The sequence below is a fragment of the Kitasatospora sp. NPDC093679 genome, assembly GCF_040683455.1.
GTDB classification, from domain to species: Bacteria; Actinomycetota; Actinomycetes; order Streptomycetales; family Streptomycetaceae; genus Kitasatospora; species Kitasatospora arboriphila.
On record NZ_JBFBDW010000026.1, the window covers coordinates 71,668 to 95,210 of the forward strand.

19 protein-coding genes are annotated in these 23,543 nt (G+C 74.3%); all 19 read left to right on the forward strand.

From position 1 onward, the window contains the following. Positions 1–214: 214 nt before the first annotated feature. On the forward strand, positions 215–1,243 hold the full coding sequence (gene argC, locus AB0O09_RS21915) for an N-acetyl-gamma-glutamyl-phosphate reductase (protein ID WP_363543616.1): 1,029 nt from the start codon (positions 215–217) through the stop codon (positions 1,241–1,243). Positions 1,244–1,269: 26 nt separating this feature from the next. Beyond that, positions 1,270–2,424 carry a bifunctional glutamate N-acetyltransferase/amino-acid acetyltransferase ArgJ gene (argJ, locus tag AB0O09_RS21920; protein WP_363543655.1) on the forward strand — a complete coding sequence of 385 codons (1,155 nt, stop codon included), beginning with the start codon at positions 1,270–1,272 and terminating at the stop codon, positions 2,422–2,424. 19 nt (positions 2,425–2,443) lie between these two features. Beyond that, a complete protein-coding gene (gene argB / locus AB0O09_RS21925) occupies positions 2,444–3,376 on the forward strand; it encodes an acetylglutamate kinase (protein WP_363543618.1) in 933 nt (310 codons plus the stop codon). Beyond that, on the forward strand, positions 3,373–4,572 hold the full coding sequence (locus AB0O09_RS21930; protein ID WP_363543619.1) for an acetylornithine transaminase: 1,200 nt from the start codon (positions 3,373–3,375) through the stop codon (positions 4,570–4,572). Before argB ends, AB0O09_RS21930 begins: the two co-directional genes overlap by 4 nt. 23 nt (positions 4,573–4,595) lie before the next feature. Further along, entirely contained in the window at positions 4,596–5,144 is a 549-nt protein-coding gene (locus tag AB0O09_RS21935; RefSeq protein WP_344621668.1) for an arginine repressor, read from the forward strand. A gap of 261 nt (positions 5,145–5,405) precedes the next feature. Continuing rightward, complete coding sequence (locus AB0O09_RS21940) at positions 5,406–6,599, forward strand: argininosuccinate synthase (protein ID WP_030268595.1); 1,194 nt, start codon at positions 5,406–5,408, stop codon at positions 6,597–6,599. A 77-nt stretch (positions 6,600–6,676) separates the two neighbouring features. Further along, positions 6,677–8,116 (forward strand): argininosuccinate lyase, encoded by a 1,440-nt coding sequence (gene argH / locus AB0O09_RS21945; RefSeq protein WP_363543621.1) that lies wholly within the window; start codon positions 6,677–6,679, stop codon positions 8,114–8,116. 66 nt (positions 8,117–8,182) lie between these two features. Next, positions 8,183–8,752: a sigma-70 family RNA polymerase sigma factor gene (locus tag AB0O09_RS21950; protein ID WP_363543623.1), complete on the forward strand. Its 570-nt coding sequence runs from the start codon at positions 8,183–8,185 to the stop codon at positions 8,750–8,752. A gap of 267 nt (positions 8,753–9,019) precedes the next feature. Next, positions 9,020–9,520 (forward strand): GNAT family N-acetyltransferase, encoded by a 501-nt coding sequence (locus tag AB0O09_RS21955; RefSeq protein WP_363543625.1) that lies wholly within the window; start codon positions 9,020–9,022, stop codon positions 9,518–9,520. Positions 9,521–9,998: 478 nt separating this feature from the next. Beyond that, entirely contained in the window at positions 9,999–11,021 is a 1,023-nt protein-coding gene (locus AB0O09_RS21960; protein ID WP_363543627.1) for an ATP-binding cassette domain-containing protein, read from the forward strand. Continuing rightward, entirely contained in the window at positions 11,018–11,752 is a 735-nt protein-coding gene (locus AB0O09_RS21965; RefSeq protein ID WP_363543628.1) for a methionine ABC transporter permease, read from the forward strand. The genes AB0O09_RS21960 and AB0O09_RS21965 overlap by 4 nt, the downstream gene beginning before the upstream one ends. A gap of 92 nt (positions 11,753–11,844) precedes the next feature. Further along, the gene (locus tag AB0O09_RS21970; protein ID WP_363543630.1) at positions 11,845–12,681 is read left to right on the forward strand and encodes a MetQ/NlpA family ABC transporter substrate-binding protein; all 837 of its coding nucleotides are present in this window, start codon (positions 11,845–11,847) and stop codon (positions 12,679–12,681) included. A 187-nt stretch (positions 12,682–12,868) separates the two neighbouring features. Further along, positions 12,869–13,501, forward strand: coding sequence for a GNAT family N-acetyltransferase (locus AB0O09_RS21975; RefSeq protein ID WP_344621675.1), 633 nt, complete (start codon positions 12,869–12,871; stop codon positions 13,499–13,501). Positions 13,502–13,647: 146 nt separating this feature from the next. Continuing rightward, the gene (gene cbiE, locus AB0O09_RS21980) at positions 13,648–14,898 is read left to right on the forward strand and encodes a precorrin-6y C5,15-methyltransferase (decarboxylating) subunit CbiE (protein ID WP_363543632.1); all 1,251 of its coding nucleotides are present in this window, start codon (positions 13,648–13,650) and stop codon (positions 14,896–14,898) included. Positions 14,899–15,272: 374 nt separating this feature from the next. Beyond that, on the forward strand, positions 15,273–18,917 hold the full coding sequence (cobT, locus tag AB0O09_RS21985; protein ID WP_363543634.1) for a nicotinate-nucleotide--dimethylbenzimidazole phosphoribosyltransferase: 3,645 nt from the start codon (positions 15,273–15,275) through the stop codon (positions 18,915–18,917). A 93-nt stretch (positions 18,918–19,010) separates the two neighbouring features. Next, a complete protein-coding gene (cobA, locus tag AB0O09_RS21990; protein ID WP_363543636.1) occupies positions 19,011–20,243 on the forward strand; it encodes a uroporphyrinogen-III C-methyltransferase in 1,233 nt (410 codons plus the stop codon). A 171-nt stretch (positions 20,244–20,414) separates the two neighbouring features. Then, positions 20,415–20,822, forward strand: a complete 408-nt coding sequence (locus AB0O09_RS21995) for a YciI family protein (protein ID WP_344621678.1) — start codon at positions 20,415–20,417, stop codon at positions 20,820–20,822. Positions 20,823–20,830: 8 nt separating this feature from the next. Further along, positions 20,831–21,976, forward strand: a complete 1,146-nt coding sequence (locus AB0O09_RS22000; RefSeq protein WP_363543657.1) for a DUF6596 domain-containing protein — start codon at positions 20,831–20,833, stop codon at positions 21,974–21,976. A 152-nt stretch (positions 21,977–22,128) separates the two neighbouring features. Further along, positions 22,129–22,935, forward strand: a complete 807-nt coding sequence (locus tag AB0O09_RS22005; RefSeq protein ID WP_344621680.1) for an RNA methyltransferase — start codon at positions 22,129–22,131, stop codon at positions 22,933–22,935. The last annotated feature ends 608 nt before the right edge of the window (positions 22,936–23,543 follow it).

Below are 23,543 nucleotides of genomic sequence, written 5' to 3' on the forward strand. Positions count from 1 at the left end.
GTGTCGCCGGTTGGGCCCGTTCGCCACTCTGCCAAGGAACTGATGCTGCTTCGGGCACCGGGCGGCACCGAGTCGGGGCGTAGAAGTTTGTAGGGTCCGGACGGTTGGCGGCGCCGAGGGGCGGGGATCGGGCAGGCTGGTCGTGGGGTGCCCGGAGCTCCTTGCATGAATGTTCCGAGATGCGTATATTCATGCTTAACCAAGGAGGAACGCCATGGCATTGCGAGTCGCCGTCGCCGGAGCGAGCGGGTACGCGGGCGGTGAGGTGCTGCGCCTGCTGCTCGGCCACCCGGAGATCGAGATCGGGGCGCTGACCGGCGGTTCCAACGCGGGTGCCGTCTTCGGCGGCCTGCAGCCGCACCTGCTGCCGCTGGCCGACCGCGTGCTGGAGCCCACCACCCCCGAGGTGCTGGCCGGGCACGACGTGGTCTTCCTCGGCCTGCCGCACGGCCGGTCCGCCGCCGTCGCCGAGGCGCTCGGCGAGGACGTGCTGGTCGTCGACTGCGGCGCGGACTTCCGACTGAAGTCCGCCGCGACCTGGGAGAGGTTCTACGGCTCCCCGCACGCCGGCACCTGGCCGTACGGCCTGCCCGAGCTGCCCGGCCACCGGGCCGCGCTCAAGGGCACCAAGCGGATCGCCGTCCCCGGCTGCTACCCGACGGCCGTCTCGCTCGCGCTCTTCCCCGCCTACGCGGCGAAGCTGGTCGAGCCGGAGGCCGTGGTCGTCGCCGCGTCCGGCACCTCCGGCGCCGGCAAGGCGGTCAAGCCGCACCTGCTCGGCAGCGAGGTGATGGGCTCGATGAGCCCGTACGGCGTCGGCGGCGTGCACCGCCACACCCCGGAGATGGCGCAGAACCTCGGCCCGGTGGCCGGCGAAGAGGTCACCGTCTCCTTCACGCCCACCCTGGCGCCGATGCCCCGCGGCATCCTGGCCACCTGCAGCGCCAAGGCGAAGCCCGGCACCACCGCCGAGTCGCTGCGCGCCGCCTACCGGGAGGCCTTCGCGGGTGAGACCTTCGTCCGCCTGCTGCCCGAGGGCTGGTGGCCGCAGACCAGTTCGGTGTACGGCTCCAACGCGGCCCTCGTCCAGGTCGCGCTGGACGAGCACGCCGGGCGGGTGATCGCCATCAGCGCGATCGACAACCTGGTGAAGGGCACCGCGGGCGGCGCGGTGCAGTCCATGAACATCGCCCTCGGCCTGCCCGAGGAGCTCGGCCTCCCGCTGAACGGAGTCGCACCGTGAGCCAGCCCGTGACGGACCATCAGAACATCGGCGTGACGGCGGCGAAGGGCTTCCGAGCGGCCGGCGTCACGGCCGGCATCAAGGCCTCCGGCACCCCCGACCTCGCCCTGGTCGTCAACGACGGCCCGCAGTTCGCCGCGGCCGGCGTCTTCACCTCCAACCGGGTCAAGGCCGCGCCGGTGCTCTGGTCGGAGCAGGTGCTGAAGACCGGCTCGCTCGTCGCGGTCGTCCTCAACTCCGGCGGCGCCAACGCCTGCACCGGCCCCGAGGGCTTCCAGGACACCCACGCCACCGCCGAGAAGGTCGCCGCCGAGCTGAGCACCGGCGCGATCGAGGTCGCCGTCTGCTCCACCGGCCTGATCGGCGTGCGGCTGCCGATGGACCTGCTGCTGCCCGGCGTCGAGCAGGCCGTGAAGGCGCTCAGCGAGGACGGCGGTCGGGCCGCCGCGATCGCCATCAAGACCACCGACACCGTGCACAAGACCGCCCAGGTCACCGCCCCGGCCGGCTGGACGGTCGGCGGCATGGCCAAGGGCGCGGGCATGCTCGCCCCGGGCCTCGCCACCATGCTGGTCGTCGTCACCACCGACGCGGCCGTGGAGAGCGCGGAGCTGGACGCCGCGCTGCGCGGCGCCACCCGCACCACCTTCGACCGGGTCGACTCCGACGGCTGCATGTCCACCAACGACACCGTGCTGCTGCTCGCCTCCGGCGCGTCCGGCGTCACCCCGGACGCGGCCGAGTTCGCCGAGGCCGTCCGCACCGTCTGCGCCGACCTGGCCCGCCAGCTGATCGGCGACGCCGAGGGCGCCTCCAAGGACATCCGGATCGACGTCACCGGCGCCGCCACCGAGGACGAGGCCGTCGACGTCGCCCGCACGATCGCCCGCAACAACCTGCTGAAGTGCGCCATCCACGGCGAGGACCCGAACTGGGGCCGGGTGCTGGCCGCGATCGGCACCACCTCCGCCGCCTTCGAGCCGGACGCGCTCGACGTCGCCATCAACGGCGTCTGGGTCTGCCGCGGCGGCAGCGTCGGCGAGGACCGCGACCTGGTCGACATGGCCGGCCGCGAGGTCGTCATCACCGCGAACCTCAACGCCGGCAGTGCCGCGGCGACGGTGTGGACCAACGACCTCACCGCCGACTACGTGCACGAGAACAGCGCCTACTCGACCTGATCCCGGGGGACAAGAGACCGTGAAGATCGCACCCAAGGGTGAACAGGCCCGCAGCAACGCCGCGCTGCCCAAGGCCCGCACCCTCATCGAGGCGCTCCCGTGGCTGGAGCGCTTCCACGGCAAGACCGTCGTCATCAAGTTCGGCGGCAACGCCATGGTGGACGAGGACCTCAAGGCCGCCTTCGCCCAGGACGTCGTCTTCCTGCGCTACGCCGGCCTGAACCCGGTCGTCGTGCACGGCGGCGGCCCGCAGATCAGCGCCCAGCTCGACAAGCTGGGCCTGGAGTCCTCGTTCACCGCGGGCCTGCGGGTCACCACCCCGGAGACCATGGACGTCGTCCGGATGGTGCTCGCCGGGCAGGTCCAGCGCGAGCTGGTCGGCCTGCTCAACGGGCACGGCCCGTTCGCGGTCGGAATGACCGGCGAGGACGCCCACACCATGACGGCCGTCAAGCGGTACGCCGTGGTGGACGGCGAGCAGGTCGACATCGGCCTGGTCGGCGACATCGTCAACATCGAGGCCGGCGCCGTGAAGGCGCTGATCGGCGACGGCCGCATCCCGGTGATCTCCTCGATCGCCCGCGGCGCCGACGGCCACGTCTACAACATCAACGCCGACACCGCCGCGGCCGCGCTCGCGGTCGCGCTCGGCGCGGAGATGCTGGTCGTGCTGACCGACGTCGAGGGCCTCTACAAGGACTGGCCGAACTCCGACGACGTGATCAGCCAGCTCACCGCCTCCGAGCTGGAGGAGATGCTGCCGACCCTGGCGACCGGCATGCTCCCCAAGATGGAGGGCTGCCTGCGGGCCGTCCGCTCCGGCGTGGGCACCGCCCGCGTGCTGGACGGGCGGGTGCAGCACAGCCTGCTGCTGGAGATCTTCACCGACGAGGGCGTCGGCACCATGGTCGTGCCCGACGACGAACCGACCGTACTCGGGGGCCTGGCATGAGCAACAGCGAACTGACCCAGCGGTGGCAGCACGCGCTGATGGACAACTACGGCACCCCGCGGATCCCGCTGGTCCGCGGCGAGGGTGCCAAGGTCTGGGACGCCGACGGCAACGAGTACCTCGACCTCGTCGGCGGCATCGCCGTCAACGCGCTGGGCACCGCCCACCCGGCCGTCGTGGAGGCGGTCACCCGGCAGATCACCACCCTGGGCCACGTCTCCAACCTCTTCATGGCCGAGCCGACCGTGAAGCTCGCGGAGAAGCTGCTGGAGCTGTTCGGCCGCCCCGGCCGGGTGTTCTTCTGCAACTCCGGCGCCGAGGCCAACGAGGCCGCCTTCAAGATCAGCCGGCTGACCGGCCGCACCCACCTGGTCTCCCTGCAGGGCGCCTTCCACGGCCGGACGATGGGCGCCCTCGCGCTCACCGCCCAGCCCGCCAAGCAGGAGCCCTTCCGGCCGCTGCCCGGCGACGTCACCCACGTGCCGTTCGGCGACGTGGAGGCGCTGCGGGCCGCCGTCACCACCGAGACCGCCGCCGTCTTCCTGGAGCCGGTCCAGGGCGAGAACGGCGCGATCCCGCTGCCCGACGGCTACCTGCGGGCCGCCCGGGAGATCACCCGCGCCACCGGCACCCTGCTCGTCCTCGACGAGATCCAGACCGGCGTCGGCCGCACCGGCCACTGGTTCGCCCACCAGGCGTACGAGGGCGTCGAACCGGACGTCGTCACCCTCGCCAAGGGCCTAGGCGGCGGCCTGCCGATCGGTGCCGTGGTCGCCTTCGGCGACACCGCCGACCTGCTCCACCCGGGCCAGCACGGCACCACCTTCGGCGGCAACCCGGTCGTCGCCGCGGCCGGCCTCGCCGTCCTGGAGACCGTCGAGTCCGAGGGCCTGCTGGAGCACGTCCGCAAGCTCGGCGACAAGCTGCGGCACGGCGTCGAGGCGATCGGCGACCCGCTGGTCGACCACGTCCGCGGCGCCGGGCTGCTGCTCGGCATCGTGCTCACCCGGCCGGTCTCCGCCAAGGTGCAGGCCGCCGCCCAGCAGGCCGGCTTCCTGGTGAACGCCGCCGTGCCGGACGCCGTCCGGCTGGTGCCGCCACTGGTGCTGACCGAGCAGGAGGCGGACTCCTTCCTCGCGGCGCTGCCGGGCATCCTCCGGACGGTGCGCGGGGAAGCCCCCGACGCGAACAGCTGAGCGGAGTCCGGGAGAATCGTCACATGACCGCACCCCAGTCCGACCAGCCCGCCTCCGGGGCGACGCCGCAGGTCCCGCAGACCCGCACCGCGCGCCACCGGCGGATCGTGGACCTGTTGACCCGTCAGCCCGTCCGCTCGCAGAGCCAGCTCGCCAAGCTGCTCGCCGACGACGGACTGGTCGTCACCCAGGCCACCCTGTCGCGGGATCTGGACGAGCTGGGCGCGGTGAAGATCCGCAACCGGGACGGCGCACTGATCTACGCCGTGCCCGCCGAGGGCGGGGACCGCACCCCGCGCGCGCCGATGGGGGAGTCCGCCAGCGAGGCCAGGATGGCCCGGCTGGCGGGCGAACTCATGGTCTCCGCGACGGCCTCCGGCAACCTGGTCGTGCTGCGCACCCCGCCGGGCGCCGCGCAGTTCCTCGCCTCGGCGATCGACGCCGCCGAGACCTACGAGATCATCGGCACCATCGCGGGCGACGACACGGTGCTGCTGATCAGCCGCGACCCGTCGGGCGGCCAGGCGCTGGCCGACCACCTGATGCAGCTGGCGCAGGCCAAGGCGCAGTAGTCGCACCGCCGCCCCGCACCGCCCCGGTGACCCGCGAGGTCACCGGGGCGGTGTGCATTGCGGAGCATTTCGTGTCCGGCGCAGCGCCGGGACGGTCGTTGACCCCGCCCCGGGGCGGGCCTACCTTGGCCGCGAGCCAGGCCCGGGTCGGGCCGCGTTTTGAAATCCATACGCGGTAGTGCATACTTATGCCTAACGCCGTATGGGACTCGCCCCGTTGTGAGCTCCGCCCCGTTCGTACCGTCTGTGAAGGAGAAAGCCGTGACCGAGCGCGTCGTACTCGCCTACTCGGGCGGTCTGGACACGTCCGTCTGCATCGGCTGGATCGCCGAGGAGACCGGCGCCGAGGTCATCGCCGTCGCCGTCGACGTCGGCCAGGGCGGCGAGGACCTGGACGTCATCCGCCAGCGCGCGCTGGACTGCGGCGCCGTCGAGGCCGAGGTCGCGGACGCCCGCACCGAGTTCGCCGACGAGTACTGCCTGCCGGCCCTCAAGGCCAACGCCCTCTACCAGGGCCAGTACCCGCTGGTGTCGGCCCTCTCCCGGCCGGTGATCGTCAAGCACCTGGTCGCCGCCGCGCAGAAGCACGGCGCCACCACCGTCGCCCACGGCTGCACCGGCAAGGGCAACGACCAGGTCCGCTTCGAGGTCGGCATCAACTCGCTGGCGCCGAACCTCAAGTGCATCGCCCCGGTCCGCGACTACGCGATGACCCGCGACAAGGCGATCGCCTTCGCCGAGGCCAAGGGCCTGCCGATCGCGACCACCAAGAAGTCGCCGTACTCGATCGACCAGAACGTCTTCGGCCGCGCCGTCGAGACGGGCTTCCTCGAGGACATCTGGAACGCCCCGATCGAGGACGTCTACGAGTACACCCAGAACCCGGCCACCGCGCGCGAGGCCGACGAGGTCGTCATCACCTTCGAGGCCGGCGTGCCGGTCGCGATCGACGGCCGCAAGGTCACCGTGCTGCAGGCGATCGAGGAGCTGAACAAGCGGGCCGGCGCCCAGGGCATCGGCCGCCTCGACATGGTCGAGGACCGCCTCGTCGGCATCAAGTCCCGCGAGATCTACGAGGCCCCCGGCGCGATCGCCCTGATCACCGCCCACCAGGCCCTGGAGAACGTCACCGTCGAGCGCGAGCTGGCCCGCTACAAGCGGCAGGTCGAGCAGCGCTGGGCCGAGCTGGTCTACGACGGCCTCTGGTTCTCCCCGCTGAAGCGCGCCCTGGACGGCTTCGTCAACGAGGCCAACCAGAGCGTCTCCGGCGACATCCGGATGGTGCTGCACGGCGGCCGCGCGGTGGTCAACGGCCGCAAGTCGGACCAGTCGCTGTACGACTTCAACCTCGCCACCTACGACACCGGCGACACCTTCGACCAGTCGATGTCCAAGGGCTTCATCGAGATCTTCGGCATGTCCTCGAAGATCGCCGCCCGCCGAGACCTCGCCTGAGCCGCAGCGTCCCCCCGAGCCCCGGCCGCCTCCCCACGGCCGGGGCTCGCCCCCATCACCCGTTAGGAGCCCACGCGATGACCGCCGACCAGAACGCCGCCGGCAGCAATCCTGAGCTGCGCCTCTGGGGCGCGCGCTTCGCCGACGGCCCCTCCGAGGCGCTGGCCAGGCTCTCCGCCTCGGTCCACTTCGACTGGCGTCTCGCGCCCTACGACATCGCCGGCTCCAAGGCGCACGCCCGGGTGCTGCACACCGCGGGCCTGCTGAGCGCGGACGAGCTCGACGCGATGCTGGCCGGGCTGGACACCCTGCTGGCCGACGTCGAGTCCGGCGCCTTCACCGGCACCGTCGCCGACGAGGACGTGCACACCGCCCTGGAGCGCGGCCTGCTGGAGCGCCTCGGCCCCGACCTCGGCGGGAAGCTGCGGGCCGGCCGCTCCCGCAACGACCAGATCGCCACGCTGTTCCGGATGTACCTCCGGGACCACGCCAAGACCATCGGCGGCCTGGTGCTTGACCTCCAGCACGCCCTGGTCGGCCTCGCCGAGGCCCACCCCGACACCGCGATGCCGGGCCGCACCCACCTCCAGCACGCCCAGCCGGTGCTCTTCGCCCACCACGTCCTCGCGCACGTGCAGGCCCTCGGCCGGGACGCCGAGCGGCTGCGCCAGTGGGACGCCCGCACCGCCGTCTCCCCGTACGGCTCCGGCGCGCTGGCCGGCTCCTCGCTCGGCCTCGACCCGCAGGCGGTCGCCGCCGACCTCGGCTTCGAGCGGGGTTCGGTCGGCAACTCCATCGACGGCACCGCCTCGCGGGACTTCGTCGCCGAGTTCGCCTTCGTCACCGCCATGATCGGGATCAACCTCTCGCGGATCGCCGAGGAGGTGATCATCTGGAACACCAAGGAGTTCGGCTTCATCACGCTGCACGACGCCTTCTCCACGGGCTCCTCGATCATGCCGCAGAAGAAGAACCCGGACATCGCCGAGCTCGCCCGCGGCAAGTCCGGCCGCCTGATCGGCAACCTCACCGGCCTGCTCGCCACCCTCAAGGCGCTGCCGCTCGCGTACAACCGCGACCTGCAGGAGGACAAGGAGCCGGTCTTCGACTCCTGCGACACCCTGGAGGTCCTGCTGCCGGCCTTCACCGGCATGATGGCCACCCTGACCGTCCACCGCGAGCGGCTGGAGGAGCTGGCCCCGGCCGGCTTCTCGCTCGCCACCGACGTCGCCGAGTGGCTGGTCAAGCAGGGCGTGCCGTTCCGGGTCGCGCACGAGGTCGCCGGAGCCTGCGTCAAGACCTGCGAGCAGCAGGGCATCGAGCTGTGGGACCTGACGGACGAGCAGTTCGCCGTGATCTCCGAGCACCTGACGCCCGAGGTCCGCTCGGTGCTCAGCGTGCACGGCGCCATCGCCTCCCGCAGCGGCCGCGGCGGCACCGCACCGAGCGCGGTCGCCACCCAGCTCGCCGAGGTGAAGGCCGACCTCGCCGTCCAGCAGGAGTGGCTGCAGGGCTGACACGCCTTCTTGTCCTCACGGGGGCGCGCCGGGTGACCCGGCGCGCCCCCGCTCGTTGCGGCAGACGTGACCGACGTCCGTGCCCGTTCCGACGAGCGGCCCGCCGACGACGGGGCCCGTGGACCGTGCCGGGTCCGGGCCCTCGCGGAGCTGGCCCGCGCCGAGGTGCGCCACGACCTCGCGGCGTTCCTCGCCGTGCTGGCGCGGGGCGGACCGGACGGGGAGGACCTGGAGCAGGAGGTCTGGCTGCAGGCCGCCGAGCGGGCGGCCGGGCCCGGGCTGCCCCGGGACCTGCGCGGCTGGCTGCGGGCCCGCGCCGTCCGGGCCGTGCTGACGGCCCGCGGGACGGCCGCCCCGGAGGTCCCGGTGCCGCGGCCGCCGGTGGCCCGCCGCGGGCCGCACGAGGAGCTGCTGGCCGCGGAGCTCGGCCGGGCCGTCCGCCGGGCGCTGGGCCGGCTCTCCGGCCGCTGCCCCGAACTGCTGCTCTCGCTCGCCGAGTCGCCGGAGCTCAGCTACACCGAACTGGCCGCCCGGACGGGCATCCCGCGGGGCTCGATCGGCCCGACCCGGTCGCGCTGCCTAGCCTGCCTGCGGTCGCTGCTGGCGGCGCGCCGCGCGGACCTGACGGGGGAGTGACCGCGTACGGTCGAGGACGTGACGCTCGCCACGTCCGGCGGCCGGAAGGTTGAGACCCGGCGAAGCCGGGGTAGAGCGCTGGCGAACGTCTCTCCCGGCGTCGGGTCCGGCCCGCGTGTGCGCGGACCGGCCGCAGCGCCGTGCCGTCGCCCGGGAGCCGTTCGACCCTCTTCCCGGCCGGGCCGATCCCCGTCCGGGACCTCAGGCCGGGCACCGGTGCACACCCTCGGCAGCGCACCGGGCACTAACGATGGGGAGACCCCGCACATGGGCATGAGTGTGATCATCTCGCCGGCGACGCAGGACGACGCGGAGCAGATCCTCAAACTGCAGTACCTCGGCTACCAGGACGAGGCCGCGCTCTACGGGGACTGGGCCATCGAGCCCCTTACCCAGACCCTGGAGAGCCTGCGGGCCGAGCTGGGCGAGCAGGAGGTCTTCGTCGCCCGCCTCGGCGACGAGGTGGTCGGCACCGTCCGCGGCCGGCTGGACGCCGACGGCACCGCGCGGATCGGCCGCCTGGTGGTCCACCCGCGGATGCAGCGCCACGGCCTCGGCGGGCGCCTGCTGGACGCCGTCGAGCAGCGCCTGCAGGCCGTCGGCACGGTCTACGCCTTCGAGCTCTTCACCGGCCACCGCAGCCTCGGCAACCTGCGGCTGTACGCCCGGCACGGCTACCGGCAGACCGGCGTCCGCGAGGTGTCCGGCCGGCTGTCGCTGGTGACGCTCAGCAAGACCGTGCCGGTGCCGCTGGCGGCCTCCGCCTGACGCCCCGCCCTACGCCCCGTTCTGCCCGACGGCGCCCTCCCCACTCGGGGACGGGCGCCGTCGGGCTTGCGGCACAAGGGTCGTGTCCGCATTCCGGACCGGATCTCCTGTTTATTGGGATCGTGTCCGAAGGTCTGCTTAACTGTCTTCATGACTGCGACCACGACATGCACCCCCACCGGCACCGCGCCGGGCGGCGCGCGCCGCATGTGCTGTCGCATGTGTCACCACTGAGGGCCCTCGTCCCCCTCCTCGCGCCCCGAAGCGAGTACCCGCGCCGCCCGTCCGGCGCCCGCTGAGCCACCGCGTCGCCGATGCCCCGCCAGGGCCCTGTCCGCGCGCACGCACCCGGCCCGGCGGCCACGGCCGACGTACGGCCCCACCCCCACACCCCCTCCCTCCGGCGTGCCCCCGTACGCCTGCGAACGCCCGGTGCGCCGGCCCACGAAGCCGCGCCCCCGACCAACGGAAAGCAGCCGTGATCACCACCCAGGGCCTCACCAAGGTCTACCGCTCGCGCGGCCGAGAGGTCACCGCCCTCGACGGCGTCGACCTGCACGTCCGCGAGGGCGAGGTCTACGGAGTCGTCGGCACCAGCGGCGCCGGCAAGTCCACCCTCATCCGCTGCGTGAACATGCTGGAGCGGCCCACCGCCGGCACCGTCACGGTGGACGGCGTCGACCTGACCGCGCTGCCCGGCGGCGAGAACCGCGCCGGCCGCGAACTGCGCGAGGCCCGGCGCCGGATCGGCATGGTCTTCCAGCACTTCAACCTGCTCTCCTCGCGGACCGTCCAGCAGAACGTCGAACTGCCGCTGGAGATCATCGGACTCGACCGCACCGCCCGCCGCCGCAAGGCCGCCGAGCTGCTCGACCTGGTCGGTCTCGCCGACAAGGCCCGCAGCTACCCCGCCCAGCTCTCCGGCGGCCAGAAGCAGCGCGTCGGCATCGCCCGGGCGCTGGCCGGTGACCCCAAGGTGCTGCTCTCCGACGAGGCCACCAGCGCCCTCGACCCGGAGACCACCCGGTCGATCCTCGCCCTGCTGCGCGACCTCAACCGGCAGCTCGGCCTGACCGTCCTGCTCATCACGCACGAGATGGACGTCATCAAGTCCGTCTGCGACTCGGCCGCCCTGATGCGCGGCGGACGGATCGTCGAGTCCGGCGCGCTGACCGACCTGCTCGCCGACGGCGACTCCCGGATCGCCCGCGACCTCTTCCCGCTCGGCGAGTTCGCCTCCGGCCACAGCGGCCGCACCGTCGTCGAGATCACCTTCCAGGGCGACACTCCGGCGCAGCCGTTCGTCTCCCAGCTCGCCCGCACCTACCAGATCGACATCAACATCCTCGGCGCCGCGGTGGAGACCATCGGCGGCCGGATGGTCGGCCGGATGCGGGTCGAACTGCCCGGCGGCCACCAGGACAACGTCGTCCCGATCGGGTTCCTGCGCGAGCAGGGCCTGCAGGTCGACCTGCTGACCCCCGAGGGGGTGGCGGCATGACCTGGGACCAGATGCAGGAACTCCTGTGGCCCGCCACCTGGGAGACGCTCCAGATGGTCGGCGTCTCCTCGGTCGCCACCGTGCTGCTCGGACTGCCGCTCGGCGTCCTGCTGGTGCTCACCGACAAGGGCGGCCTGCTGCAGCACCAGGGCTTCAACCGGGTGCTCGGCGCGATCGTCAACATCGGCCGCTCGCTGCCGTTCATCATCCTCATGGTGGCGCTGCAGGGCGTCACCAAGGCGATCGCCGGTACCACCATCGGCTGGCAGGCGGCCACCGTGCCGCTCACCATCGGCGCCGTCCCGTTCTTCGCCCGGCTCGTCGAGACGGCCGTCCGCGAGGTGGACGGCGGCCTGGTCGAGGCCGTCCAGTCGATGGGCGGCTCCACCGCCACCATCGTCCGCAAGACCCTGCTGCCCGAGTCGCTGCCCGCCCTGGTGGCCTCCGCCACCACCACGGTCATCGCACTGATCGGTTACTCGGCGATGGCCGGCGTGGTCGGCGGCGGCGGCCTCGGCGACCTCGCCGTCCGCTACGGCTACCTGCGCTTCGAGACCGGCTTCATGTGGGTGATCATCGCCGAGCTCGTGGTCATCGTCACCGCGCTCCAGCTGATCGGCGACCTCCTCGTCCGCCGGCTGAGCCACCGCGGCGCCACCCCGGGGCGGTTCCGCCCCGAGGCCGTCGACCTCCCCGGCGAGGCGGAGGCGGAACCCGCCTCCGCCCGCTGACCCAGACCCGCGGCCGGAGACCCCGGCCCGCACCCCGGCGGCCGTCCCCGACGGCCCGCCGACCACCGCACCACCGGAGAAAGGCACTTTTCGTGCGTAACGTCCTGAAGTTCACCAGCGTCCTCGCCACCGCCGGCGTCGCCCTCACCCTCGCCGCCTGCGGCAGCGACGGCTCCTCGTCCTCCGGGGCGAGCGCCGACCCGAACAAGACGCTGACCGTCATAGCCAGCCCCACCCCGCACGCCCAGATCCTCGACTACGTCAAGAAGAACCTCGCCGACAAGGCCGGGCTCAAGCTCGACGTCAAGGTGGTCACCGACTACGTGACCCCCAACACCGCGGTCCAGGACGGCTCGGCCGACGCCAACTACTTCCAGCACGTTCCGTACCTCGACGACTTCAACAAGAAGAACGGCACCGACGTCGTCTCCGTCGAGACCGTCCACCTGGAGCCGCTCGGCCTCTACTCCAAGAAGGTCAAGTCCGTCGCGGAGCTGAAGGACGGTGCCGAGGTCGGCGTCCCCAACGATGCCACCAACGAGGGCCGCGCGCTCCAGCTGCTCGCCGCCGACAAGGTCATCACCCTGAAGTCCGGCGCCGGCACCACCGCCACCGTCCAGGACATCGCCGCCAACCCCAAGAACCTCAAGTTCAAGGAGCTGGAGGCGGCCCAGCTGCCGCGCTCGCTCGGCGACCTCGACGCCGCCGTCATCAACGGCAACTACGCCCTCGACTCCGGCCTCAAGCCCGCCACCGACGCCATCCTCCTGGAGAAGGCCGACGGCAACCCCTACGCGAACATCCTCGCCGTCAAGAAGGGCCACGAGAACGACCCGCGGGTCCAGAAGCTCGCCCAGCTGCTGCACTCCGCCGAGGTCAAGAAGTACATCCAGGACACCTTCAACGGCTCGGTGGTCCCCGCCTTCTGAGGCTGACCGCCACCGCTCCGACCGGGCCCCGCCGCACCCCGCGGCGGGGCCCGGCCGCGCGTCGTGCACCCGCCGCGGCCGTGTCGGCGGCCGAACTGACGGGCCGTCGCCGGAATGCAGGTACCCTGGCACGCCCGAAGAGAGGCGGGGCGTACGGTGTGTCCACGACCCGGCGAGGAGAGACGGCATGGCAGCGAGCTTCCCCGAGACGGCCATCAGCACGGAACGGCTGTTGCTGCGCCCGCTCGACGACGGCGACACCGCGGGCCTGACCGCCCTCGCCTCCGACGACCAGGTGCACACCTGGACCTCCCTGCCCTCGCCGTTCACCGAGGCGCACGCGCAGCACCTGATCCGCGTCCTCGCCCCCGGCCGGCGCGCCGAGGGCGGCGGCATCGTCTTCGCGGTCGCCGAACACCTCACCCAGCGCCTGGTCGGCCTGGTCGACCTCCGCTGCACCGACTGGCGGCTGCGCTCCACCGAGATCGGCTTCATCACCGCCGCCTGGGCCCGCGGCGAGGGCTACGCCCCGGAGGCCGTCCTCGGCGTCGCCCAGTGGCTCTTCGAGGACCGCGGCTTCCTCCGCCTGGAGCTGCGCACCGCCGCCGGGAACATCGCCGCCCAGCAGGTCGCCCAGAAGACCGGCGCGATCAGCGAGGGCGTGCTGCGCAGCGCCGGCATAGTCCGCGGCGAGGAGCCCGACCAGCGCGGCGCACCCGACACGCGCACCGACCTGATCCTGTGGAGCCTGCTCCCCGAGGACCTCGACGCGCCGCAGAGCGGGCCGCTCGCCGAACAGCGCTACGTCCTCCACGACTGACCGTCACCGGCCGCCCGTCACCGGCCGCCCGGCCGCGGGGCGGCGATGCCGGCCCGGCCCGCCCCACCCGGTAGCCTCTGCACGTGGACGCGCAGGTGCGCCGTCCGCACAGGGGCGGATTTTCGGGCGAGGGAGAACAGCCGCAGATGGCTGACCGGATCACGGTCATCGGGTGGGACGGCACACCGCTCACGGAGGCGGCGGCCACCGCGCTCGCCGGGGCCACCCTGGTCGCGGGAGCTCCGTACCAGCTCGCCGCGCTGCCGGTGCCGGCCGGCGCCGAGCGCATCGCACTCGGCAGCGTGCAGTCCGCCGCCCGCCGGATCGCCGAACACCGCGGCACCGCGGTCGTGGTCGCCGAGGGCGACCCCGGCTTCTTCGGCGTCGTCCGCACCCTCCGCCGGCCCGAGTACGGCCTCGAACTCGAAGTCCTGCCGGCCGTCTCCTCGGTCGCCGCGGCCTTCGCCCGCGCCGGCATGCCCTGGGAGGACGCCCAGGTCGTCTCCGCGCACGGCGGACGGCTGCGCCGGGCCGCCAACGTCTGCCGGGCGCACCCCAAGGTCGCCGTCCTCACCACCGCCGACGCCGGCCCCAGCGAACTCGCCCTGATGCTCCGCGGCGTGCACCGGACCTTCGTGGTCTGCGAGGCGCTCGGCACCCCGGAGGAGGACGTCACCGTCCTCACCTCCGACCGGGTGCCCGACCACGACTGGCGCGACCCCAGCGTCGTCCTGGTGATCGGCGGCTCGCCGCAGAGCAGCGACGAGGCCGCCGGCTGGCTGGCCGGCCGGCCGGTGGGCTTCCCCGGCGGCGACCGCGGCTGGGCGCTGCCCACCGAGGCGTACACCGGCACCGACCCCGCGGGCCGGCCGCTCGACGGCGCACGGGCGCTGCCCCCGCACGTCCGCGCGCTGGCCGCCGCCCGGCTCGGGCCCGTCCCCGGCGACCTGGTCTGGACGGTCGGCGCCGGCTGCGGTGCGCTCGCCGTCGAGATCGCCCGCTTCGGCGCCGCCGTGGTCGCCGTCGAGGAGGACGGCGCCGCCTGCGCCCGGATCGGCGTCAACGCCCGCCGGTACGGGGTCGAGGTCGACGTGGTGCACGGCGCCGGACCCGACGTGCTCGGGGGCCTGCCGGAGCCCGACGCGGTCGCAGTGGAGCGCGGCGGCGCACAGGTGGTGCGCGCGGTGCTCGCGCGCCGCCCCGAGCGCCTGGCCGCCGTCGCGCACACCCTGGCCGAGGCCGAGGAGATCCGGGAGGCGGCCGCGGCCGCCGGCTACCGCGTCGAGGGCACCCTGCTGCAGGCGGCCCCGCTCGAACCCCGCCCCGGCGGCCCGGCCGGACTCGCCCTCGGCCCCGCCGAGCAGACCGTCGTGCTCTGGGGCGGACTGGCCCCCTGACTGTCCGTATGCCGGACAACCACCGGACCGCGCCGGGTGATCCCCGTCGCATCCGGACACCGATTCGAGAGCCCGTCGGCCCCGACCGATAGGGTGGCGTCCTGGTTGCGCACGGCGATCGGTGCACCGTGTCCATCCGGTACGGACGGTGCCCGGCGACGTGCCGCAATCGCCAGGGGCGAAGTCCACGGGCATTCGACGCGGCACCCGCCGGGCCGGGAGAATGCGTCGGGGCCCGACGCGGACGTGCCGGATGCCCCGGCTAGTCGTTAATTCTGATGGCGCGCCACCCGGGACGGGTGGCGGGCAGGGGTGGCAGCGGTCGGCGATCGCGTCGCCGAGGACGCGAAAGCGGCCTGGAAGGAGCTTTGGACATGACCGATGGCGGCCACCTCCCGAGTGATGGCTCCCTCGTGCCCCCGGGCGGGCACGGCGCGGTTGCACCGGACCACCTGGCCGGCGTCGACCCGCTGACCGCGCCCATCGAGGCCGTCGCGCCCGGCAGCGTCCCCCTCGGCACCGACACCTGGCAGGGCGGCCACCGGCCGTCCTTCACCTTCCTCGACCAGCCGGACCAGCTGGACGACGACGAGGACGTCCTGCTGATGCCCGGCCCGCAGGGCGCCTGGGGCGACGCCGTCCACGGTGCCGTCGAGACCGTGCTCGTCGAGCCGACCGCCGTCGAGCCGACCGCCCCCGCACCGATCGTGGTGGAGCCGGTCGCCGCCGTGCCCGTCGAGCAGTCCGTCCAGGCCGTGCCGGTGGTCGACACGATGGCGCTGCGCACCGTCGACGAGAGCGCCGTGCCGGGCGCCCAGGCGTCCGCCGAGCAGCCCGCGGGCGTGCCCGTCGAGCCCTCCTGGCCGCCGCTGAACCCGCCCGGCCTGGCCCCCGCCGACCTGCAGCCCGCCGGCACCGAGCCGATCGGCGAGGCACCGGCCGCACCGGCCGCCCCCGCCGCACCCGTCCAGGAGAGTGCCGCGCCGATCGCCGTGCCGCCGGTCGCCGTGCCCGCCGAGCAGCCCGCGCAGACCGTGCGCCGCCCGCTGCACGCCGGCCCGCCGATCCCGGACCCGTCGCTGATGACCGGTCAGGTGCCGGTCCGTTCGCTGGCCGACCGCGGACCCTCCGCCGTCCCCGTCCCCGGCGGCACGCCCGCCCACGGGGTGCCGATCGCCACCGTCCCCGCGCCTGCGCCCGCCCCCGCGCCCGAGCAGCTCGTCCAGCCGCAGCCGGTGCCGGCCGCCGTCTTCGTCGAGCCGGTCGTCGCCGGTCCCGTCCCGGTCGAGCAGCCCGCGGGCGTTCCCGCGGAGGCCGCCGGTCCCGCCGTGGCCGTCGCCGAGCAGCCGCTCGTCGTCGAGGCCACCGCCGCTGCGCCGATCGCCGTGGAGCCGGTGGCCGAGGCGGTCGCCCCCGTCGAGCAGCCCGCGGCCGAGCAGACCGCCGAGAACGCGGCCGCCGCGCAGGCCGTCGCCGTGGTGGTCGAGCCCGCGCCCGCCGCGCAGCCCGCCGATACCGCCCAGGCCGCCATCCCGGCGCAGCCCGGCGCCGCGCCGCGCCGCATCGCCGCCTTCCTCGCCGACCCGGCCCCGCAGCACGGCCTGCCCGAGCCGCAGCCCGTCGCGCCGGAGGCCGTCCAGCAGCCGGCCGCGCCCGAGCAGTCCGCACAGGAGCAGTCCGCGCCCGAGCAGGCCGTGCAGGAGCAGCAGTCGCCGGAGCAGGCCACCGAGCCGTCGACAGCGGTGGCGGAGGAGTCGGCGCCCGCCGAGCAGACAGCCCCGGTGCAGGCCGCCCCGGTGGAGCCTGCCGCGCCCGCCGAGCAGGTCGTCGAGCAGGTCGAGCAGGCCGTCGAGCAGCAGGCCGTGGTCATCGAGGCCGCGCCGGTGGAGCCCGCCGCGGCCGAGGCCGTCGAGACCCAGGCCCCCGCCGGGGAGGCTCCGGCCGCCGAACCGGTCGTCGCGGAGGAGCCGCAGGCCGAGGTCGCCGCGCCGGACGCCGCCGCACCCGAGGCCGGCTCCGAGCCGGCCGCGGAGCAGCCGGCCGAGCAGCCCGTCGAGCAGCCCGTCGTCGAGGAGTCGGTGGCCGCCGAGCAGCCCGCTGCGGCCGAGGCCGCGACCGAAGCCACGCCCGTGGAGGCCGTTTCCGTGGAGTCCGCCGCCGTCGAGGCCGTCACCGAGGTGCCCGAGCAGCCGGCCGGGCCGGACGCCGAGGCCGCCGTCGAGAACGCCGCCGAGAAGGCCGCCGGGACGGACTCCGACGAGCGCCCGCCGGCCGCCCCCGGCCTGGACGACGCCGCCCGCGAGGCCGTCCACCAGGTCATCCGCGAGCGCCGCGACATCCGCAACGGCTTCCGCCCCGACCCGATCCCGCACGAGGTGCTGCTGCGCGTCCTGGAGGCGGCCCACACCGCCCCCAGCGTCGGCTACTCGCAGCCCTGGGACTTCGTCGTCATCCGCTCCCGCAAGACCCGGCGCAAGATGCACGAGCTCGCCCAGCGCCAGCGCGACGCGTACGCCGACTCGCTGCCCAAGGGCCGGGCGAAGCAGTTCAAGGAAATCAAGATCGAGGCGATCCTCGAGACGCCGGTGAACATCGTGGTGACCGCCGACCGCACCCGCGGCGGCCGACACACCCTCGGCCGGCACACCCAGCCGCAGATGGCCCCGTACTCGGCCGCGCTCGCCGTCGAGAACCTCTGGCTGGCCGCCCGCGCCGAGGGCCTCGGCGTCGGCTGGGTGAGCTTCTTCGACGAGGACGAGATGGTCCGCGAGCTCGGTCTGCCCGAGCACCTGGAGGTCGTCGCCTACCTCTGCGTCGGCTACGTCGACGCGTTCCCCGACGAGCCCGAGCTGCAGCAGCAGGGCTGGGCCAAGAAGCGCCCGCTGTCCTGGGTCGTCCACGAGGAGCAGTACGGCAACCGCGCGCTGCCCGGCGAGGAGCCGCACAGCCTGCTCGCCGACACCCTGCGCGGCATCCGCCCGCTGGACGCCAAGTCCCTCGGCGACGCCTGGGACCGCCAGAAGCGGATGACCAAGCCGGCCGGTTCGCTCGGCGTGCTGGAGATCATCGCCGCGCAGCTGAGCGGCCTCGCCCGCAAGTGCCCGCCGCCCGTCCCGGAGCCCGGCTGCGTGGCGATCTTCGCCGGCGACCACGGTGTGCACGCCCAGGGCGTCACCCCCTGGCCGCAGGAGGTCACCGGCCAGATGGTCGCGAACTTCCTCGCCGGCGGCGCGGTCGTCAACGCCTTCGCCGCCCAGGTCGGCGCCGAGGTGTGCGTGGTCGACGTCGGCGTCAAGGCCGACCTGCCGGAGGCCATCCAGCAGGGCCGCACCACCGGTCTGCTGCCGCGCAAGGTCAAGGCCGGCACGGACGACATGACCCAGGGCCCGGCGATGAGCCGGGAGGAGGCCGTCCAGGCGATCGAGGTCGGCATCGAGACCGCCCGCGACCTGGTCGCGGCCGGTAACAAGGTGCTGATCACCGGCGACATGGGCATCGCCAACACCACCGCCTCCGCCGCCCTGATCGCCGTCTTCACCGGCACCGACCCGGCCGAGGTCACCGGTCGCGGCACCGGCATCGACGACGCCACGCACGCCCGCAAGGTCGAGGTCGTCCGCGCCGCGCTCGCCCTGCACCAGCCGGACGCGGCCGACCCGATCGGCGTCCTCGCCGCGGTCGGCGGCCTGGAGCACGCGGCCATCGCCGGCTTCCTGCTCGGCGCGGCCTCGCTGCGCACCCCGGTCATCCTGGACGGCGTGATCGCGGGCTCCGCGGCCCTGGCCGCCAAGGCGATCGCCCCGGAGGCGCTGGCCGCCTGCATCGCCGGCCACCGTTCGGCCGAGCCCGGCCACCAGGCCGCGCTCGCCAAGCTCGGCCTGCGCCCGCTGATCGACCTGGACCTGCGCCTCGGCGAGGGCACCGGCGCCCTGCTGGCCCTTCCGCTGGTGCAGAGCGCCGCCCGGGCGATGCACGATGTAGCCACCTTCGACTCCGCCGGGGTCACCGAGAAGGCCTGAGCCTTCCGACCCCGCCCGCACCGGCCCGAGGGCGCGCCGGTGCGGGCGGGGTTCGCGCCGTCCCCGTACCTCCGCCACCCAGGAGCCCCGCCCATGAACGCGCCCGCACCCCACCCCAGCACCGAGGGCCTCACCCCGTACCCGGTCGGTCTGCTCCTCACCGGCCGGCGCGTGGTCGTGATCGGCGGCGGCCAGGTCGCCCAGCGCCGGCTGCCCGCCCTCATCGCCTCCGGCGCCGACATCCACCTGATATCCCCGTCCACCACGCCGGCCGTGCACGCGATGGCCGACGCGGGCGAGATCACCTGGCACGAGCGCCGCTACACCGACGGCGACCTCGCCGACACCTGGTACGCCCTGGTCGCCACCGACGACCCCGGGGTGAACACCGCGGTGTCCACCGAGGCCGAGCGGCTGCGCGTCTTCTGCGCCCGCAGCGACGACGCCTCCGCCGCCACCGCCTGGACCCCGGCCAGCGGCCGGGACGGCGGCGCCACCGTCGCCGTCCTCACCGGCGACCCAAGGCACTCCGCCGGCCTGCGCAACGCCATCGTCGACGGCCTGCGGGACGGCTCGCTCGCCGCCCGCCAGTACCGCGAGCGCACCCCCGGCGTCGCCCTGGTCGGCGGCGGCCCCGGCGACCCGGACCTCATCACCGTCCGCGGACGCCGGCTGCTCGCCGACGCCGACGTGGTGGTCGCCGACCGCCTCGCCCCGCGCGAGCTGCTCGCCGAACTCCCGCCGCACGTCGAGGTCATCGACGCCTCCAAGATCCCCTACGGCCGCTACATGGCCCAGGAGGCGATCAACCGGACCTTGATCGACCACGCCAAGGCCGGCAAGTTCGTGGTCCGCCTCAAGGGCGGCGACCCGTACGTCTTCGGCCGTGGCGGCGAGGAACTGCTCGCCTGCGTCGAGGCCGGGCTGCCGGTCACCGTCGTCCCCGGCATCTCCAGCTCGATCAGCGTCCCGGCCGCCGCCGGCATCCCGGTCACCCACCGCGGCATGACGCACGAGTTCACCGTCATCTCCGGCCACGTCGGCCCGGACGAGCGCTCCCTCACCAACTGGGACGCCGCCGCCCGGATGACCGGCACCCTGGTGCTGCTGATGGCCGTCGACAAGATCGGCGCGATCGCCGCCAAGCTCGTCGAGTGCGGCCGACCGGCCGACACCCCCGTCGCCGTCGTCCAGGAGGGCACCACGGCCGGCCAGCGCCGCGTCGACGCCACCCTCGCCACGGTCGGCGCCACCGTCGCCGCCGAGCAGATCAAGCCCCCGGCCGTCATCGTCATCGGCGACGTCGTCAACGTCCTCGCCCACTGACCGCCGGACGCGCAAACCGCGGCCCCGACCCGCCCGGGGCCGGGGCCGCGGTGCTTCCCCCGACCGGTTTCGAAGAAATCTCCGCCGACCGTGTCGAGAATCCGCGACCGGCTCCGTCCCCGGGGTGAACGCGACCACAATGGGTCGCACAGCACCGAGGAGAACCACACCATGGCCAAGTACCTGCTGCTCAAGCACTACCGCGGCGCCCCGGACCCGGTCAACAACGTGCCGATGGAACAGTGGACGCCCGAGGAGATCTCGGCCCACGTGCAGTACATGCAGGACTTCGCGGCCCGCCTGGAGAAGAGCGGCGAGTTCGTCGACGGCCAGGCACTCGCCCCCGGGGGCACCTTCGTCCGCTACGACGGCGAGGGCCGCCCCCCGGTCACCGACGGCCCGTTCGCCGAGACCAAGGACCTCATCGCCGGCTGGATGGTGATCGACGTCGACAGCTACGACCGCGCCGTCGAACTCGCCGGCGAACTGTCCGCCGCCCCCGGCGCGGGCGGCCGGCCGATCCACGAGTGGCTGGAGCTGCGCCCGTTCCTGACCGAGCCGCCGACCGTCACCGAGTGACCCCACCGATGGACGAGACCCTGCTCAGGAGCCTGACTCCGAGCGTGCTCGGCGTCCTCGTCCGCCGCGGAGCCGACTTCGCGGCGGCCGAGGACGCCGTCCAGGACGCCCTGGTCGAGGCCGTCCGCGTCTGGCCCGCCGACCCGCCGCGGGACCCGAAGGGCTGGCTGGTCACCGCCGCCTGGCGCAAGTTCCTCGACGCGGCCCGGTCCGACGCGGCCCGCCGCCGCCGCGAGGACCTCGTCGACGAGGAACCGCCGCCCGGCCCCGCACCCGCGGCGGACGACACGCTCCAGCTCTACTTCCTGTGCGCCCACCCCTCGCTGAGTCCCGCGTCCGCGGTCGCCCTCACCCTGCGCGCCGTCGGCGGACTGACCACCCGCCAGATCGCCCGGGCCTACCTGGTGCCCGAGACGACCATGGCCCAGCGCATCAGCCGGGCCAAACGCACCGTCTCCGGCGTCCGGCTCGACCGGCCCGGCGACGTCGCCACCGTGCTCCGCACCCTCTACCTGGTCTTCAACGAGGGCTACTCCGGGGACGTCGACCTCGCCGCCGAGGCGATCCGGCTCACCCGGCAGCTCGCCTCCGCCGTCGACCACCCCGAGGTGTCGGGCCTGCTCGCCCTCATGCTGCTCCACCACGCGCGGCGGGCCGCCCGCACCGCCGCCGACGGCAGCCTCGTCCCGCTCGCCGAACAGGACCGCGGCCGGTGGGACACCGCATCGATCGCGGAGGGCGTCGGGATCCTGCAGACGGCGCTCGCCCGCGACCGGCCGGGCGAGTTCCAGGCCCAGGCCGCCATCGCGGCCCTGCACGCCGACGCGCCCACCGCCGCGGAGACCGACTGGGTGCAGATCGTCGAGTGGTACGACGAACTCACCCGCCTGACCGACAGCCCGGTCGTCCGGCTCAACCGCGCGGTCGCCGTCGGCGAGGCCGACGGCCCGCGCGCCGGACTCGCGGCACTCGCCGCCCTGGACACCTCCCTGCCCCGCCGCACCGCCGTCTCCGCCTACCTCCACGAACGCGACGGCGACCTCCCCACCGCCGCCCGCCTCTACGCCGAAGCCGCCCACCAGGCCCCCAACCTCGCCGAACGCGACCACCTCACCCGCCAAGCCGCCCGCCTCAACACCCACCTCCGCCCCTGAACGGGCCGCCGTCAAAGGGCAGCCACGCGGGGGCGGAACTGCGCAACCCGCGAGCGGGCATCACCACAGCACGGGCCGGGCCCGGTCCGCCGGGAGGCGCCCTGCCCCGCCCGGTTTGGCCAGTCCCACCCCCACCCGGCAGGATCGACCCCGTGTCCGAACCCCGTACCGTCACCGACCCCGCCGACCCCTGCCTCGCCGACTACACCGGCCTGACCGACGTCGAACTCCGCCGCCGCCGCGAGCCCGCCGAGGGCCTCTTCATCGCCGAGGGCGAGAAGGTGATCCGCCGGGCGGTCGACGCCGGCTACCGGATGCGGTCGATGCTCCTCACCCCCAAGTGGCTGGAGGTGATGGCCGACGTCATCGCGGAGGCCGAGGCCCCCGTCCACGTCGTGGAGCCCGCCCTCGCCGAGCAGGTGACCGGCTACCACGTGCACCGCGGCGCCCTCGCCGCGATGGAGCGCCGTCCGCTGCCCGCGCTCACGGACCTCCTCGGCCCGGCCCGCCGGGTCGCGGTCTTCGAGGACATCGTCGACCACGCCAACATCGGTGCGGCCTTCCGCAACGCGGCCGCCCTCGGGGTGGACACCGTCCTGCTCACCCCGCGCTGCGCGGATCCGTACTACCGCCGGTCGGTGAAGGTGTCGATGGGCGCGGTGTTCCAGGTGCCGTGGACCCGGCTGGACTCCTGGCCGGCGGACATCGGGACGCTCCGCGAGGCCGGTTTCACGGTCGCGGCGCTCTGCCTGAGCGAGAAGGCGATCACCCTGGACGAGCTGGCCGCCCGCGACGCCGAGCGGCTCGCCCTGGTCTTCGGCACCGAGGGCGACGGGCTGGCCCGCCGGACCCTCGCCGCCGCCGACGAACACGTCCGCATCCCGATGGACGCCGGTGTGGACTCGCTCAACGTGGCGGCCGCCTCGGCCGTCGCCTTCTACGCGACCCGCCCCCGCTGACCCCGGCCCGGTCCCGCCCGCGCCGCCCCGTCAGCGGCTGCCGCCGGACACCCCGGCGCCCGGCCAGGCCTCTTCCAGGCCGCCGTCGGCCCGCGCGGTGTACCGGGTGGACGAGGTCGCGCCGGTCAGCGAGACCTTCTCCTCGCGCAGCAGCGCCCCGTTCTCGAGCCGCCAGGCGGCCGCGGCCTGCGGGTCCGCCGCCGAGGCGCGGGAGGAGACCAGCACCGGCGCGCCGCCGTTGAACGAGAACAGCTCGACCAGGTCGACCGGGACGGACCCTTCGGTCCGCCGCAGCACGACCAGGGCGGCGGGCGCCTCCCGGTAGCGGGCCGGCAGCACGGTGCTGAGCGCGATCTGCGCGCCGTCGCCGCCCGCCCTGCCGTCGTGCAGCCGGATCTCCGGCCCGCCCGCGGGGTCGGAGTAGGCGCGGTTGGCCCAGTCCACGGCGGGCAGCGGACCGGCCGCCGGGCCGAACCCGGCCGCCGCGCCGGCCGTCGGCGCGGCGGCCGCCGCGGCACTCGATCCGGCCGGTGCGGCGCCGTCGAGGGAGAGGGAGGGTGCCGAGGCCGCGGGGGAGGGGCGGTCGGCCGGGCCGCGTCCCTGGTTGC